General features: G+C 62.2%; 16 protein-coding genes and 2 pseudogenes. 8 read left to right on the top strand and 10 right to left on the bottom strand.

Going from position 1 to position 16,120, the window contains the following annotated elements; genetic code table 11:
* Positions 1 to 13: 13 nt before the first annotated feature.
* Complete coding sequence (locus QM797_RS07315) at positions 14 to 682, bottom strand: TetR/AcrR family transcriptional regulator (protein ID WP_283274589.1); 669 nt, start codon at positions 680 to 682, stop codon at positions 14 to 16.
* Between the two features lie 179 nt (positions 683 to 861).
* On the opposite strand from QM797_RS07315, the gene QM797_RS07310 reads away from it, so the two are divergent.
* The 5 genes from QM797_RS07310 (at position 862) to QM797_RS07290 (ending at position 3,656) form a co-directional block, all read left to right on the top strand.
* Positions 862 to 1,248: a nuclear transport factor 2 family protein gene (locus tag QM797_RS07310; protein WP_283274588.1), complete on the top strand. Its 387-nt coding sequence runs from the start codon at positions 862 to 864 to the stop codon at positions 1,246 to 1,248.
* A gap of 67 nt (positions 1,249 to 1,315) precedes the next feature.
* Entirely contained in the window at positions 1,316 to 2,059 is a 744-nt protein-coding gene (locus QM797_RS07305) for an SDR family oxidoreductase (RefSeq protein ID WP_283274587.1), read from the top strand.
* 31 nt (positions 2,060 to 2,090) lie between these two features.
* The gene (locus QM797_RS07300; protein ID WP_283274586.1) at positions 2,091 to 2,528 is read left to right on the top strand and encodes an SRPBCC family protein; all 438 of its coding nucleotides are present in this window, start codon (positions 2,091 to 2,093) and stop codon (positions 2,526 to 2,528) included.
* A gap of 59 nt (positions 2,529 to 2,587) precedes the next feature.
* Positions 2,588 to 3,034 carry a VOC family protein gene (locus tag QM797_RS07295; RefSeq protein WP_283274585.1) on the top strand — a complete coding sequence of 149 codons (447 nt, stop codon included), beginning with the start codon at positions 2,588 to 2,590 and terminating at the stop codon, positions 3,032 to 3,034.
* A 4-nt stretch (positions 3,035 to 3,038) separates the two neighbouring features.
* Positions 3,039 to 3,656: a helix-turn-helix domain-containing protein gene (locus QM797_RS07290; RefSeq protein WP_283274584.1), complete on the top strand. Its 618-nt coding sequence runs from the start codon at positions 3,039 to 3,041 to the stop codon at positions 3,654 to 3,656.
* 35 nt (positions 3,657 to 3,691) lie between these two features.
* On the opposite strand, the gene QM797_RS07285 is transcribed toward QM797_RS07290, so the two are convergent.
* Positions 3,692 to 5,122, bottom strand: a complete 1,431-nt coding sequence (locus QM797_RS07285; RefSeq protein WP_283274582.1) for an aspartate ammonia-lyase — start codon at positions 5,120 to 5,122, stop codon at positions 3,692 to 3,694.
* 210 nt (positions 5,123 to 5,332) lie between these two features.
* On the opposite strand from QM797_RS07285, the gene QM797_RS07280 reads away from it, so the two are divergent.
* Positions 5,333 to 6,706 (top strand): amino acid permease, encoded by a 1,374-nt coding sequence (locus QM797_RS07280; RefSeq protein WP_283274581.1) that lies wholly within the window; start codon positions 5,333 to 5,335, stop codon positions 6,704 to 6,706.
* Positions 6,707 to 6,727: 21 nt separating this feature from the next.
* Here QM797_RS07280 and QM797_RS07275 read toward each other — a convergent pair whose 3' ends face one another.
* Complete coding sequence (locus tag QM797_RS07275; RefSeq protein ID WP_283274580.1) at positions 6,728 to 7,426, bottom strand: FadR/GntR family transcriptional regulator; 699 nt, start codon at positions 7,424 to 7,426, stop codon at positions 6,728 to 6,730.
* A 104-nt stretch (positions 7,427 to 7,530) separates the two neighbouring features.
* On the opposite strand from QM797_RS07275, the gene QM797_RS07270 reads away from it, so the two are divergent.
* The gene (locus QM797_RS07270; protein ID WP_283274579.1) at positions 7,531 to 8,295 is read left to right on the top strand and encodes a gamma-glutamyl-gamma-aminobutyrate hydrolase family protein; all 765 of its coding nucleotides are present in this window, start codon (positions 7,531 to 7,533) and stop codon (positions 8,293 to 8,295) included.
* Between the two features lie 211 nt (positions 8,296 to 8,506).
* Here the strand turns inward: QM797_RS07270 and QM797_RS26300 are convergent.
* Positions 8,507 to 8,986: pseudogene (locus tag QM797_RS26300) on the bottom strand (MoeA family protein); the annotation flags it as partial.
* Between the two features lie 38 nt (positions 8,987 to 9,024).
* A pseudogene (locus QM797_RS07265) lies at positions 9,025 to 9,156 on the bottom strand (ferredoxin family protein); the annotation flags it as partial.
* 246 nt (positions 9,157 to 9,402) lie between these two features.
* Here QM797_RS07265 and QM797_RS07260 point away from each other — a divergent pair.
* Positions 9,403 to 10,269: a short-chain dehydrogenase/reductase gene (locus QM797_RS07260; protein WP_283274577.1), complete on the top strand. Its 867-nt coding sequence runs from the start codon at positions 9,403 to 9,405 to the stop codon at positions 10,267 to 10,269.
* On the opposite strand, the gene QM797_RS07255 is transcribed toward QM797_RS07260, so the two are convergent.
* Genes QM797_RS07255 through QM797_RS07235 form a run of 5 tightly spaced genes read right to left on the bottom strand, consistent with a single transcriptional unit; the run spans position 10,216 to position 16,013 of the window.
* A complete protein-coding gene (locus QM797_RS07255; protein WP_283274574.1) occupies positions 10,216 to 11,397 on the bottom strand; it encodes a PucR family transcriptional regulator in 1,182 nt (393 codons plus the stop codon). The genes QM797_RS07260 and QM797_RS07255 overlap by 54 nt on opposite strands.
* A gap of 17 nt (positions 11,398 to 11,414) precedes the next feature.
* Positions 11,415 to 12,251, bottom strand: coding sequence for an SDR family NAD(P)-dependent oxidoreductase (locus tag QM797_RS07250; RefSeq protein WP_283274573.1), 837 nt, complete (start codon positions 12,249 to 12,251; stop codon positions 11,415 to 11,417).
* Positions 12,248 to 14,002, bottom strand: a complete 1,755-nt coding sequence (locus QM797_RS07245; protein ID WP_283274571.1) for an alpha/beta fold hydrolase — start codon at positions 14,000 to 14,002, stop codon at positions 12,248 to 12,250. Before QM797_RS07245 ends, QM797_RS07250 begins: the two co-directional genes overlap by 4 nt.
* Positions 13,999 to 15,489: a flavin-containing monooxygenase gene (locus tag QM797_RS07240; RefSeq protein ID WP_283274569.1), complete on the bottom strand. Its 1,491-nt coding sequence runs from the start codon at positions 15,487 to 15,489 to the stop codon at positions 13,999 to 14,001. Before QM797_RS07240 ends, QM797_RS07245 begins: the two co-directional genes overlap by 4 nt.
* The gene (locus QM797_RS07235) at positions 15,483 to 16,013 is read right to left on the bottom strand and encodes a thioesterase family protein (protein WP_283274568.1); all 531 of its coding nucleotides are present in this window, start codon (positions 16,011 to 16,013) and stop codon (positions 15,483 to 15,485) included. The genes QM797_RS07240 and QM797_RS07235 overlap by 7 nt, the downstream gene beginning before the upstream one ends.
* Positions 16,014 to 16,120: the final 107 nt, after the last annotated feature.

Here is a 16,120-nt window from a genome sequence, read left to right as displayed (position 1 = left end):
GACCCTCGGACCGTCAGGTGCTGGAGCCGGGTTCTGCGAGAAACGTTGCGAGATAGTCGATACTCGATCGCTTCATCTCCGAGAGAATGGCCGTGTTTCCACGCAACGGATCGTCCCGATAGGCCAGATCCACGCCCTTGTCGAGCATGCCGATGAAGAAGGTCGTCATGACGCTCAGCGGTACATCTGGTGCGTCGGAACGAACCTCGGTGATGGTGGAGGCGAGGTAGGCAGCAAGTTCGTTGTCGTGAATTCGATTCGCTTGAATCATTCGCCCGGAGAACTCCGACGAGAACCAGACCTGCCTGAACCAGACCAATTCTCCGAAGAACGCGATATGTGCGTCGATTCCCTGCGCCGCTTTTGTCCGCCAGTTCGACCCGGCCAAGTCGAAGTCGATCTCGTCGAGCCTTCTGTCGAGATCGCGCAAACCCTCGACGAGCACTTGCTCGAGGAGTGCCTCGCGGCTGTCGAAATACCGGTACAGCCAGCCGGTCGATACTCCTGCGCGCGCGGCCACTGCCGTCGTCGTCACCGCCGAGGGCCCACCTTCGACCAGAATGTCGAAGGTGGCAGCGAGCAACCGATTCATTTTGACGCGACTGCGTTCCTGCTGAGGACCCTGCCGCGCACCGACGTGCACCCGCTCGACGGCGGCGGTCATGAGATCGGTCAATGCCATGTCGTACCTTCACACGTCGAAAGCCGGCGATCCGCTCCGAGAACGAAGCCTTGCGTCATCTGCTGAACGTACGACGGCTGCGATCGTCGCCCAAATCCATCTGCCCAAAACGTGAAACATGAAACTGTTTCACGTACAGTCGGGGTCACGCCCACCCGCCCAACCGAATGGAAGCCATCGTGTCGAACAACATCAAGATCATTCCCACCTCCGAATACGACGCAATCGTCGCAACAGTGCAAACGTACGTCGACGGTCTTCGAGTCGGCAGTGCGGACGACGTGGCCAAGGCTTTCAGTGACGACGCCGTCATGTACGGCTTCACCAACGGAGTTGCCCTCGCAGGCCCGATCTCGAATCTCTACGACTTCGTCCGCGAAAACGGAACGGCACCGGAGATCGTGACCCGCATCGACGTCGTCGGCATCACGCCGACCACCGCAGTGGTGAAGGTCGACATGGAGAACGACGCCATCGGCGCCGACTACACCGACTTCCATACCCTCCTCAAGCAGGACGGGGCCTGGAAGGTCATCGCGAAGGTCTACCACCAGTACGAGAGCTGACTCGCACACTGCCGCCTCGACGAGACGTCGAGTCGGTAAAGACACTTTCGAACGGATCGGAGACTCCATGAGCTACCTCGACAACAAAGTAGTCGTCATCACCGGCGCATCGTCCGGAATCGGAGCCGTGACCGCCACCGCGCTGGCGGCACAGGGTGCTCGTATCGTTGCCGGCGCACTGGACAAGGACGGGCTGGACGCCGTCGTGGCGGGCATCGAGGCCAACGGCGGCAAGGCAACCGCGGTTGTCACCGACGTCACCGATCCGCGCTCCGTCGAGAGGCTCGCCGATCATGCGATCGCGACGTTCGGCACCATAGACATACTGGTGAACAACGCAGGTCTCATGCTCTTCTCGAGTTGGAAAGATCGAGCGCTGGACGACTGGATGCGCATGGTGGACGTCAACATTCGCGGCTACCTCAACAGCATCCACGCAGTCTTGCCGACGATGCTCGACAACAAATCCGGACACATCCTCAACATGGCCTCCGTGGCCGGCCATGCGGTCGGCGAGGGTGCCGGGGTGTACAGCGCTACCAAGTTCTTCGTCGGCGCGATGACCGAGAGCCTGCGTAAGGAGCTCGGCGTGCACGAGGGGATTCGGGCGACGGCAATCAGCCCGGGTGTCATCGACACCGGTTGGCACGAAAAGGTCACCGACCCTGCAGGACGCAAAGCTGCGGCCGAGCTGGTCACGGTGGCCATCACCCCGGACGCTGTCGCATCAGCGGTGGTCTACGCGCTCGATCAGCCGGCGAACGTCACCGTCAACGACCTGGTCGTCTCGCCCACCCGCCAGCCCTGGTGATCCACAAGTATCCGATCGAAAGAGAAGTGAAATGGCAGAGGCATTCTGGAGCGTCGCGTATCCGATCGACGCCGACACCATGTGGAAGACCATCCGACAGTTCGACGGTCTGCCGGCCTGGCATCCGGACTTCGGCACAAGCGAAATCATCGACGGCGCTGGCGACTACGAGATCGGCGCGGTTCGCGTGCTCACGCTCAACGACGGCGGGGAGTTCCGCGAGCGCCTGGTGGGGCTCGACGACAGCACTCGAACCCTCACCTACGACATCATCAGCGCTCCGGCACCGGTGGCGAACTATCGCGGCTCGATGCAGGTGATACCGATCAGCGACACCAAGTCCTCGCTGGTTATATGGCGTTCGACGTTCGATCCCACGGACGGCAGCTCGGCCGAGGACGCGGCGCGCGCCATGGCCGAGGGCGCGTATGCGCCCGCACTCGCTGCTCTCCGAGAATACGTGTCATGACCGCAGGCGTTCGTGACTGAGCACTTGACTGCGCATCATGTGCGCAGTCAAGTGCACCTATGTCAAACGAAACCACCATTCCTCCCTTCCACCTTGCGATTCCGGTCCACAACATCGACGCCGCTAGAGAGTTCTACGGCGACGTGCTCGGATTCTCACGCGGCCGCTCGGCCGAGAAATGGACGGACTGGAACGTTCGCGGACACCAGGTCGTTACCCACCAGGTAGGCGACGGTTCCTCCGACACACGTTCGCCGGTCGCAGGAACCAACCCGGTCGACGGGCACGAGGTGCCGGTACCACACTTCGGTTTGGTACTGAAGGTGGACGAGTTCAAGGAACTCGCCGGCCGCCTCGAAGCCGTAGGCACCGAGTTCGTCATCGAACCCTATGTGCGCTTCGCAGGCGAGCCGGGCGAGCAGTGGACCATGTTCTTCCTCGATCCCTCCGGAAACGCACTCGAGTTCAGGGCTTTCCAGAACATCGACCAGCTGTTCGCCGTGTGAGATCGTGACACCTTCTGGCCCCACCCCCGGAGACGACGGTGGCGGTGACGGCGAACTCACCCGAGAGTTCCTGCAGCAGATCGGAGCACGCATACGCGTGCTCCGATCCAGGAAGTCCCTTACCGTTCAGCAGCTTGCCGATCTGTCCGATGTGAGCCGTCGTCTTCTCACTCAGATCGAACACGGGCAAGCCAACCCGAGCTTGGTGGCGGTAACCCGGATCGCCCGAAGCCTCGGCACCGACTTCACCGAGCTGGTCGGAGACTCTGTACCCGGTGACATTGCAGTGGAACGGATTCCAGCGTCCGCTCACGTACTGGTCTGGACCTCGCAGCTGGGCAGCACGGCACATCTACTGGTGTCCACCCCTGGTGTCCGAGTTGCCGATATGTGGCTGTGGTCGCTGATATCCGGCGACCAGTACGGCGGCCGCCCCGACTCCCCCGGATCGATCGAACTGTTCCACGTGCTCACCGGTGAGCTGACCGTACGAGCAGACTCGATGGAGGTCGTCATTGCGGCCGGCGAGTCCGGCCGCCTCCGCAGTGACCGCGTCTACCAGTACGTCAACAACGGCCCGAATCCGGTGACCTTCCTGCGGACTGTCGCGCTCGCCCGCTGATGCGAGCGCGACAGTCCGCCGCGGTCAGCCGTCCCTTACGACGAGGCAACGCCGGACTGCGCTACCGGGGGCCGTCCGGTGAGGTGGTCCGGGGACAACAGCCGGTTCAATTGCTCCTCATCCAGCAGACCGCGTTCGAGGACGAGCTCCGAAATCAGCCGTCCACTCGCCAGCGCATCGCGCGCAATCGCAGTTGCCGATGCATACCCGATCGCCGGATTCAGTGCCGTCACCAGCCCGACCGAGGCGGCCACGATGGCCGCCAGCCGGTCGCGGTTCGCAGTGATGCCCCGCACACAGTGGACGGTCAATGTCCGGACTCCCGCGGCCAGGTGATCGAGACCGGCAAACAGCGACTTGGCGATGATCGGCTCGAATGCGTTGAGCTGCAACTGGCCTCCCTCTGCAGCGAGCGTCACCGTCACGTCGTAGCCGATCACCTCGTACGCGATCTGATTGACGACCTCGGGAATCACCGGGTTCACCTTGCCCGGCATGATCGACGAACCAGCCTGCCGCGGTGGCAGATTGATTTCGCCCAAGCCCGCCTGCGGACCCGAGGACAGCAGCCTGAGATCGTTACAGATTTTCGACAGCTTCACCGCAACCCTCTTGAGCACCCCGGAGAGTTGAACGAACACTCCGACGTCCTGGGTGGCTTCGATCAGATCCCGCGCGCCGACAAGCGTGTCGATACCAGTCGCGACCCTCAACTCCGCCAGTGCGCGTTCCCGGTACAAGGGGTGAGCATTGAGGGCTGTCCCGATCGCCGTTCCACCGAGATTGAGCTCGTGCAGCAAGAGGCGGGCCTCCTCGAGACGCTCCTCATCCTCGGCCAGGGTGACCGCATAGGCAGCGAACTCTTGACCGAGGGTCATCGGAACTGCATCCTGCAGCTGAGTTCGACCGATCTTCAGTACGTCCGCGAACTCGACTGCTTTGACTGCGAATGCTTCTCGCAAACCTGCCAACGTCTCGCTGAGGTTCCGAATGCCGGTGTCGAGTGCGAGCTTGATCGCCGTGGGGTATACGTCGTTCGTGCTCTGGCCTAGGTTCACGTGATCGAGCGGGCTGACGATCGTGTAGGAACCCTTGATCTCGTTCAGTGACTCCAGGGCAATGTTCGCAATGACCTCGTTGGTGTTCATATTGGTGGACGTACCGGCACCGCCTTGGATCGAGTCGACCACGAACTGATCGTGAAACTCTCCCGAACGCACCCGGGAACATGCCGATACGATCGCATCGGCGACGGCGGGTTCCAACAAGCCGATGTCTCGGTTCGCCGCTGCAGCAGCAGCTTTCACCGTGACCAGCGCGTCGACGAAATCCGGAAAGGTAGAGATCGGCGTCGCACTGATGTCGAAGTTGATCAGCGCACGCGCGGTGTGCGCACCCCAGTACGCGTCGATGGGGACCTCGATGTCGCCGAGTAGGTCGTGCTCGGTCCTGGTGCTTGTAGTCACGTGAGTGCCTTTCGTTTCGGTCCGGTTAACATCCTCGACACCTGTTGACAGGTTCCGTCGATGTGATGTTCGATACTCACCATAGGTCTTTGGTACGGACCTTATACCAAAGAAAGAAGCAGTTCGAGCTCACTGGATGGGAGTCCGATGAATACACAGCCGTCGACGGACGCGACCATGCGTCGCAGTTTGCAAGGCCGACATATGACGATGATCAGCATCGGAGGCGCGGTCGGAGCCGGATTGTTCGTCGGTTCCGGTGCCGGAATCGCCACCGCGGGCCCCGCGATTCTCGTCTCGTACGGGGTCACGGCGCTGCTGGTCGTGGTGATCATGCGCATGCTCGCCGAGATGTCGGTCGCGCGGCCCGACACGGGAGCCTTCGCGCACCACGCTCGAACCGCGTTCGGACGTTGGGCCGGTTCCACGACGGGATGGATGTACTGGTTCGGATGGCCGCTCGGTATGGCGGTGGAGTCGATAGCGGTCGGCAAAATTCTTCACGGTTGGATTCCGACGGTCCCCGCATGGCTGGCCGCACTAGGTCTGTTGTTGCTGGTCACGGCCATCAACTTCATCTCCGTCCGCATCTACGGCGAAGTCGAATTCTGGGCAGTACTTCTCAAGGTCATCGTGATCCTCGGTTTCATATCGGTCGGGCTCCTGGCGATCTTCGGCGTACTCCCCGGCGTCGGAGCCCCAGGAACGAGCAACATCCTCGGAGCAGGTGGGTTCTTTCCGATGGGAATCAGCGGTGTCATCTCCGCAACGGCCATTGCCGTCTTCTCGTTCTCCGGCACCGAAATCGTCACAATCGCCGCGGGTGAAGCCGCTGATCCGGCCGCTGCCATCGCCAAGAGCACTCGTACCGTCGTGTATCGGGTTTCGATCTTCTATCTCGGCTCACTGGCAGTGATCGTCATGCTTCTGCCATGGAACTCGGGCGAAGTCGGGGAGAGTCCGTTCGTCGCGACTCTCGAACACCTCGGCTTGAAGAACGGCGCAGCAGTCATCAGCGCAGTCGTGTTCGTCTCGCTGATGTCGACGATGAACTCGCAGGTCTACGCAAGCTCACGGATGATGTACACGCTTGCTCGCGACGAGGACGCTCCGTCGTTCCTCGGCCGCCTCTCCTCAGCCGGCACACCCAGGAACGCAATCATCATCACCGTCGGGTTGGCAATGGGAGGCGCTGTTCTGCAGTTCTTCTACCCCACCGAAGCATTCATTCGACTGGTCAACGTCGGCGGGTGCACGGTCTACCTGACCTGGCTCACCATCGCAGTGACTCAAATTTTTCTCGGACGGCGCGATCGACGCGAAGGCAGGCCGCCCGCCGCAGGCACCGCGATGTGGTTCTTCCCCTACGCGAGCTGGGTGATCGTCGCGGCCATGGTGGCATTGATGTTCGTCCTGCTGGCGCTGCCCGCGACACGCGCCGACATGGCCGGCGCACTGATTCTGACCGCCCTTGTCGTGACCGCTTCCGTGTGGTGGCAACGCGAGCACCCGAAACGCGCGGCGCGGCGAGCCGTCACACAGGATGTGACCGCGACGAGCACTTCCGGGACTCCGGTTCGATGACGAAGGCCTTCGTCGAGCACACTATTCGAGATCGGCAACCAGAATCTCGTGCAACAGCGATCGTGTTCGGTCGATGTGCGTACGCATCAGAAGTCCTGCCTCGGTTGCGTTCCCGGAGGCGATCGCATCGTAGATCTCCTGGTGCTGACGGCCGTCTTCTGCCGCAGTTTCGACGTACTCGAGCATGTCCACCGGGCTGAAGAGTTCTCCCCGCGTTGCACGGACGGCCGACTCCAGTCTGCTGCTCCGCGATGCAACGGCGACGGCCTCGTGGAACTGAAGATCGGCAAGTCGATACGCCGACCTGTCCTTCGATTCGAGTAGAGCCGCGATAGCGGCGCGCATCGCAGCCATGTCCGCGGCGTCGCGGCGGGTGGCGGCCAACGTCGCAGCACCCTGCTCCACCGCTATTCGGTAGTCGAGAAGATTGTCGATAGCCCCGATTTCATCGCGCATTCTCTTGCGCCACAATGACATCGGACGATCCAAGGTGGTGACGAAGGTGCCGCCGTGCGGGCCGCGACGCACCTCGACGTAGCCGTCGTTCTGCAGAGCCTTGATTGCCTCGCGAAGGCTGGCACGCGCAACACCGAGCTGGTCGGCGAGGTCCCGTTCAGCCGGGAACCGGTCACCGGGACCCAGTTCACCCCGGTGAATCGCCCCCCTGAGGTGCGCGGCAACACCGCCGACGAGGGACGTTCCTGCGGTGAAGTCGGACATAGTCACCCAATTTACGTCACAGCACAACTGGCACCCCCGACCGAAGCGCACCCCTCGGGCATAAAGGTCTAAGGTATGGTCCAAATACCAAAGAAGGAGTCTCCATGACTGATTCGCCCACCAGCGCGCCAAGAATCGGAATCCCCGCCAGATTGACCCATGCCCAGAACGATGGCGACCCACGAGTGGCGGCGGCTGCAAAGATCTTCGACGACATCGTCGTTCTGATCGAAGCATCCGGCGCAGATTGCGTAGTAATGACGCCCGAGGACCTGGACACCGTCTTGCCCACCTGCAATGGCGTCGTCCTTCCCGGCGGCGGCGACGTCGATCCCGAACTCTACGGTGAAGACGCGACACACCCGACGTTGTTCGGCGTCGACCCCAACCAGGACGGGTTCGACAGTGCCGTGATCCGTTATGCGCTGCGCACCGACACCCCGATGCTCGGGTTGTGCCGAGGCATGCAACTACTGAACGTGGTCGCAGGCGGAACACTCAATGTCCATATGAGCGAAAGCTCGGTAGTACATTCCGCGCCGGTAGTGACCGGAGCGGAGATGACCGAACATTCGGTCACCATTCGGGATGGATCCATCTGCGCATCGGTGTTCGACGCATCCGCCATCGACGTGTCCTCGGCGCACCATCAATCGGTCGCGCGGGTCGCCGAGGGTTTCACCGGCACCGCATACTCTGCGGACGGGTCCGTCGAAGCCATCGAAAGCACCCGACCAGATCAGTGGGCGGTCGGTGTGCAGTGGCATCCGGAATCGACGGGGCCGCACGAGGAGCTGCGACGCCCGCTCTTCGACGCACTGCGACGCGCCGCAGAACACCGTCGCAGCCCACTTCTGGTCGACGGCTGAGACGTCGCTCCTTACCCATCGAGATGGTCGGTCGGTTGAGGGCATCCGCGACCTTCTCGATGGGACCCAGCGCTGTCACATTCTGGTGAACAGCTTTTCTGCGTTTCCGTACGCGATCTTGGCGCGGTCCGTCGGACTGATGGGCGCGTTGTTCAAGAAGTCGATGGTGTGTGCGGAATCGCCCCACGGGTAGTCGACGCACCGTTCCCGATGCGAGGAGGCTCTGACCTTCCCTTACATCCTCACCCCTACGCCGAATGTGGGTGCCGAAATCGCACGGCCGACGGAACTCGACCCGCATCCCGTCGACTCGCGCACCTTCCACCGGCACTATCCCGGTGGACCCAGCAGGAACAGGAGCTCCGGTCATGATCTTGGCAACCGTCCCGACAACCGACGCCACAGGCGTGGAATTTCCAGCCGGAACATGCTGTGCCACAGGCAATACGACGGGCGATTCGGCTGAAGCACCGATGAGATCGGAGACATGCACCGCATACCCGTCGACCGCCGAATTATCGAACAGGGGAAGCGAGGCCGGAGCGAATACGGGCTCTGCCAGGACAAGGCCGGATGCCGCCAGAGTATTGGACTGCCGCACCGGAGTGCTCCCGATCAGACCGGCAACCTTCGCACAGTGATCCTCCACCGACCGCAAGGCGACAATCGACGACGTTACCGGCCAGGTCATGAACGGGCCGACACTGAGGCCACGAGCACGGTGTCCTTACCCGTCGCCACACATTCATCCGGGTGGATGTACAACATCCGATCGCCCTGATACATGCAACCCACTGGGCACTCCTCGATGCACGCCTTGCCGAGAATATCGACACAAGGCTCGGCCACGATGTACGTCACGAGACGCCGTCCGACATTGAACTCCCCCTCGAAACTATGGCGTTCGCCATAATACACGCGAAACACTCACGTATGGAAGCACTTTCGAAGATGCTCGGCAACAAGGCCACGGAACCCATGCCGGTTGGGCACGCGCACACGATCTCTGGCGAAAGAGTGGACACTCGCACCTTCCGCCCGGCCCTCGCAACCGGCAACAATCGATCGAGTTCCGTAAGACCGACCCACTCGAAAGGCCCGTGCACCATGACGTCCGTAGCAGGCAAGGTCGCTTTCATCACCGGAGGAGCGTCCGGCATCGGCCTCGAAACAGGTCGCCGGCTCGCATCGCTCGGCGCACACGTGGTCCTCGTCGATCGGTCCGAGATTTCAGCATCGGTGCTGGAGACCCTGGACACGACCCGCCACGGTCGACACATCTCGGTCGTCGCAGACGTCACGGACACCGCATCGTTGGAACTGGCCGTGGCCACTGTCTTGAACGAATACGGCTGCCTCGACGTGGTCGTCGCCAACGCAGGCATCGCCGAGGCCGGCACCGTCGCGATCAGCGATGTCGAATCGCTGGTCAAGATCGTCGAGGTCAACCTCATCGGAGTCATCCGGACGGTCCACGCAACCCTGCCTGCGGTGACCGCGCAGCGGGGCTACTACCTGTTGGTCTCCTCCGCCGCAGCTCTGAAGAACATCCCGGGCCAATCCGCCTACGCCGCATCCAAAACCGGTGTCGAGGCGTTCGGCGGCGGGCTACGTCTCGAAGTGGCCCACAAGGGCGTAGGCGTCGGCGTCGCCCATCCTGCATTCGTACGCACACCGATGTTCGAGTCGCAGCACAGCATTGCTGCTGTGCGCGCAGGTATCGAAGAACTGCCGTGGCCGTTCAACGTGGTGACAGAGCTCGACGACTGTGCGGACGCATTCGTCGACACGATTGTCGGACGTCGCCGAAAGGTTTACGTACCCGGTGCACTTCGCGGCGTGGACACGGTCCGCGGAGTGTTCACCGGTCGTCTGTGGGATGCGATTCTGCGTCCGCGAGTGAAGAAGACGGTACCGGCTCTAGAGGACGGGGTTCTCCAGAGCCGCGCGCTGCGCTCGGTCACGCGTCAGTAGCCACCACGCCAACACCAGATCCGCAGTCGCGTCGATGTCCAACCCGGTCAGGTCACCGAAGCGGGCGACGCGGTTGCGGACGGTGTTGCGGTGAACGAAGAGCGCAGCGGCGGTATCGTCGACGCGGCGATCGTTGTCGAGATACGTTGCGACAGTGTCCATGATCTCTCGACCGGTCGCACCGCGCACGAGTAGAGGGTCCAGGTGAACGCCGGCTATCTGCTCGGCGACATCGTCTGCGAACGCCAGCAGCGGAAGTGGTCCGAGAGCTGCGAGATCCACTACGCCGGTTCTCCCGAACATGGTGGCCAACGTGAGCGCGCGTTGGGCCTGCTCGTATGAGGATCGCGCGTCGGAGGCTTGCCGTGCGTCGCCCACCCCGATGGCAATATCGGATTCGAGCCGTTCCGGGACGACGGGCAGCAGGGCTATCAATTGACCGTCGATGACCGCGTCGACAACGTCGAGAACCTCTCCTCTGCACCGCATTCGCAGCAGCGCGCGAGCGTCCGACGCCTTCGCCGTGTCGTCCCACACGACGCAGGCGACGCGGTACGAATGCGACAGGTCTATGCCGTGCTCCTGTGCGTCACCTGCCAGCGACGAGGGTACGTAGGAACTCTCGACAAGCTGCCTGATCAGATCCGAGCGTCGGATGGCACCCGTGACTGCCCGCTCCTGCATCACGGTGTTCACCGCGGCGGAGTAGGACGTCGCCCACTCCCACATCATGTCTTGCATGTCGTCCACCGCGGCCGTCGGTAGATTCTGTTCGGCAGCGTTGTGCCTGATTATCTTGAACAGCTCCCGCGCACCCAATTGGATGCTGTGAGCAACTAATTCGAGTGGAATCGTCTGATCTGCCCAGCGTCGGACCAGATCGGTCACGTCACTTTCATCGACCGATGGGGAGTCACTCTGCACGCGCCACACCACTATGTCGAGCACGGCCCTGGTGTTTTGCTGCACTTCGTCGCGAGCGACGGAGTCGTAGACCGGAATCCGCTGCCTGTACAGATCCGTCAATCTCGATGCCACCGAGTCCAACTCCACATCGGCGCCGGCGATCAGCGACGAGATCCGTGCCGCGATCTCCCGCTCCCGGGTGGTGTCACTGTCTTCGCGCATCGAGCTGCCTTCCGTCGCTACGATCGTGTCATATCCCGCTTCGACAGTCGGCGGATTTCGGGTGCGATGGCTCGACTGCGGGCGGTGAAGGGTGCCGTGTTCAGCGCGGATCGTAGGACCAGGAGAATCCTGCCGGCACGCGGGTAGACCATTCTGGAGGAACGGTTTTCGAGTGCGCGCACGAAGTGTGGGACGATTTTGTCCGTTTGTGTGACAGCACCGAACGGCCCTGGCAGCGCCCCTAGCAGCGCAGCGAACGCCGGTTGGTCCATTTTCTTCGTGACCAGCGTCGTGTCGATCCACCCCGGGTGGAAGGACCCGACTCGTACGCCGGTTCCGCTCAGTTCGAGTCGAAGCGAGTTGGCGAAGGCCTCGAGACCTGCCTTGGCCGCTGCGTACGCCGAGTGTCCGGGTTGGTGAGCGAACGATGCCCATGAGCAGGTGAAGGCGACGTATCCTTCGGATTCCATGACAGCGGGCAACGCCGCTCGAACGATGTTGTGCGCGCCGATCAAATTGATGTCGACGATGCGCTGCCACGTTCCCTCGGGGAGCAGGTCGACCGGGCCGTAATCGGACACCCCAGCGTTCGCCCAGACGATATCGATCCGGCGCCGGGTGGCGAGAATGTCGTCGATCACCCGGTTGCAGGCTCGGGCGTCGCGAACGTCCAACTCGTACGTGTCGCACTCCCCCGGCATGGTTGCGGCCACACGTGCCAGACCAGCGGCATCCACATCCAGTAGAACGACAACGGCACCGCGGGCCGAACACTCGAACGCGGTAGCGGAGCCGAGACCACCTGCTGCGCCGGTGATGATGAGTACCTGTCCAGCAAGCGACCGATCAGTCATGAAGCAACCTCGGGTAGGTCTACGACGGCAAGGGCCGATTCCGAAATGCTGCCCAGGATCAGGTGCGATCCGCGGCGCACAACGCTGGTGACCATCGCATAATCGGGCGTTGGCGACTGTAGGTCATGGACGATCGACCCGTCGCCGTCTATCGCGATGACCCACGTAGTCCGTTCCCCTTGCCGCAGCTCCTCCGGCAAGGAGTACGAGATCCGGCGGAGGATTCCCGGCATGCGGGCCACCCGATCGTGCAGCGCGCTCCGGGGCGTCGCCATAGACACCCACGTCAGGTCGCCGTCGATCGAGACGTTGTCGGGAAACGCGGGCAGGTTGTCGATCAGAATTCGTGGCGACGCTGCGCCATCGACGAGAGAATACCGAGTGATATTGAAGTCTCCCGACGAGACCACTGTTGCGAACTCTTCGTTGTCGGACACCGTCAGGCCGTTCGCGAACTGAATGCCGTCTACGACGATCCGCGCCGTGCCGTCAGGTGTCAATTTCACCAGATGGCCGGTGCCCGAATGCTCGAGCAGATCTGCCAAGAAGTCGTCGAATCCGAACCTACGCGTGGACACGGTGAAATAGATGTTGCCCGATGCTGCCTGAACGACGTTGGACGCGAACGTGATCGGGACGTTGTCGAGGCGGTCCAACACCACGTCGACGCGAGCACTGTCGAGATCGACTCGCAGCAAACCACGTTCGCTGTCACATACGAGAATCGTCGAATCGTCGACAACGGTGATGCCCAGCGGCCTACCACCCGTATCGGCGAGAGTCTCGACAGTGGAGGTACTGTCGTCGACCAGCGTCACCCGGAGCACCCTGCCGTCGATGAGTCCGGTGAGAATTCGTCCCTGGGAATCCAGCCGAACGTCCTCTGGCCCCCGGCCTGGCAGTTCGACGCGTCTGACCGTGCCCATGGGAGTGTCGCTGTGCTTCGCTCTCGCACGGGCGGTCGACTGCGGCGGTGCCCACCGCACGGGTCGCAGACTCGGGCTCGGTGTCGTCGTCGGAAGGCGGGCTTCCGACGGCGAAGCCTGTCCGTTGATGACCGCGGCGACGGCACCCGCCGAACTCCATGGCGCGCCGTGTCCCTCGTAGGGCAATGGGTAGGCGTCGATTCTCGGATCACTTGCCGAGAGTGCCATTTCGGTGGAGTCCACTCGGCGATCGTCGAGTCCATACATTACCGAGACCGAGCAGCCAAGTGCAGCAAGCCGTTCCGAGAGCGACCGCTCTTCGAGGTAGTGATCGATCGACGAGGTCGAGGTGCGGAACCGTCGAATACCGGTGTTCACCAAGTCCTGTACCGCGAACTCCGGCACAGGACCGCCCGGCGCGAACGCAGATTCGAGTCCTTTGCGCAGCTTCTTCGCGGAAAGCATCGCCCACACTGCGTCGCCGAGTAGCGGAGTCCTGAGAATCTTTTCCGACAGCCCACGCGCCGTCAGTCGACTCGACATGGTCGGTGTCGTTGCGACGAGTACCAGTCGGCGAACGAGCGCGGGGTACTGCTCGGCCAGTGACGTCGCGACCAAGCCGCCTCGCGAATGGCCTACGACGGTCACGGACTCGAAACCTGCCACGCGTATCTCACGAGCGACCTGAAGTGCATCGTGCTCGATGGTTTCGCTTCCCGCCAGGTCGAGCGCGAGAACATTGCCGGGTAGGAGCGGCACCACCCGATCCCAGGCGGAGGCCGAAGCGCCGAGACCGTGCAGGAGAACGATTGCCTCGGATGTCATCGTGGTCCCCCGGAGGTGCGCACGAGGTGCTCCGTGGGATCGAATCGAATTGCGCGGGAGCGAAAGCCGAGAACACTGCCGGGCCACAGGTTGCTGTTGCGACCGGACGGATCGAGATACCAGCTCTTACAACCGCCGCTGGTCCACACTGTTCCATCGGTCAGTGCATCGATATCGGCCGAATACGTCGCTTGAGCCTGCGGTGTCGGCTCGATGGAGCCCCCGGCGTGGATTGCGCGCTTCATCGCCCGCCCGATGTACTGGATCTGCGACTCGAACATCATGATGACCGAGGTGTGCCCCAACGCGATATTGGGCCCGTGCATCAGGTAGAGGTTCGGAAAGCCCGCGACGGTGGTGCCGAGATATGCCCGCGGGCTGTCCCCCCAGCTCTCGGCCATCGACTGCCCGTTTTGGTCGAACACTTTATCGGTCAACGGAAGGCGGCTCGTATCGAACCCGGTACCGAAGATGATCGCATCGACATCGTGCACTCCGCCCGCGGCGTCCACGACTCCCGTGGTAGTCACCTTCGCAACTCCCCCGTTCTCGACGGAGACGTTCGGCTGGGCCAACGCCGGGTAGTACTCGTCGGACAGGAGAATTCGCTTGCAGCCCATCCGATAATCGGGCGTCAACTTCTCCCGCAGCGCGGGGTCGCTCACGGCATGCGCCAGATGTGCTCGCCCTTCCTTTTCTCCGATACGCATCAGAGCCGGATGCTGGAAGGCCAGCAGTTTGATCTCACGTTTGGCATAGATGACCGCTCTGGATGCACGCTGATATCCCGGAACCGTTCGCAGTCGTTTTCGAGTGGCCTCCGGAATCGGCCGATCGTTGCGGGGCATGACCCATGGTGCCGTGCGCTGAAACAGTGTCAGCGACTTGACCATCGGCTGGATCTTCGGCACGAACTGGATGGCCGATGCGCCGGTGCCCACGACGGCCACGCGCTTCCCCGACAGGTCGACGTCATGGTCCCACTGCGAGGAGTGGAAGACGGGGCCGGCGAAGGTGTCGACTCCGTCGATAGCGGGGAACGAGGGGTCTGCGAGTGAACCGGTGGCGAGCACCACGTGATCTGCGGTCGACCGACCCCGCGCAGTCTCGAGCAGCCACCGTGAATCAGCCGGGTCCCACGTCAAAGATTGGACGGCGCAGTCGGTTCGGAGGCGGGGAATCAATCCGTGTTCGCGCGCCAAGTCTTCCAGATACCCGCGAATTTCCGTCTGCCGCGCATAAGTATGTCGCCACCTGTGACTGGGTTCGAACGAGAACGAGTACAACAGGCTCTGCACATCACAGGCCGCGCCGGGATAGTCGTTGTCGCGCCACACACCACCCAGGGACGACGCCCGCTCGAAGATGACGACGCTGCCACCGTGCAACTTCTCCAGCCGGATAGCCGCACCGAGACCGGCAAACCCTGAGCCTATGATTGCCAGGGTGTGGTGATCGGGATTCGCGTCGGGCACGGTCTTCACCATGATTCTCTCGCGTTCTGTGAGTAAGGATTTCGGGAAAATTCGGACCATGAGGTGACCAAGGCCGGCAGATCTGTGGGCAAGGCGAACGCGGCGTCGAGAGCCAGGATTTCATCAGGATTCACCGAGCCGTGGCTCCTGCTCGTCAAGCGAACAGACACGAACGCGGTCGCGTAATCGATCTCGCCGATGTGAAAGATCTGCTCGAAGTACAGATTTTTGGCATCGGTGCCCAACAGGCGTGTCCGCACCCGGTACGACTGCGGGAAGGTGAGAGATCGGTGGTACGTGATGGTTTGTGCAGTCACCACTGGGCTCCACCCGCGAGCACGGAACTGCTTCCACAGCCCCGTTCTCGCGTAGTAGGAAATTCGGGCAGCGTCCAGAACGGACAGGTATCGACCGTTCGTCATGTGCATCAGGATGTCGAGATCGACGAGAAGTACCCGAAACCGCGTCTCCAACGCCTCCCCTACCGTGGCTTTTCGCCTCGTGGATCGCATGCGAACGAGCCAGCGGATCGTCATGATCACAGTGTTCATCCCCTTCGCCGACGCATTCTCTTCACCATGGTGGTCGAGAAGGTTCGTCGTCGCGATAGCTGCCGCAACACGTCCGAACGCGGAAATGTGTG

It is taken from the genome of Rhodococcus sp. IEGM 1381 (assembly GCF_030056795.1).
Taxonomy (GTDB): Bacteria; Actinomycetota; Actinomycetes; order Mycobacteriales; family Mycobacteriaceae; genus Rhodococcoides.
Note: the sequence above shows the minus strand (reverse complement) of the source record. Positions and strands in the feature narration are given on the sequence as shown.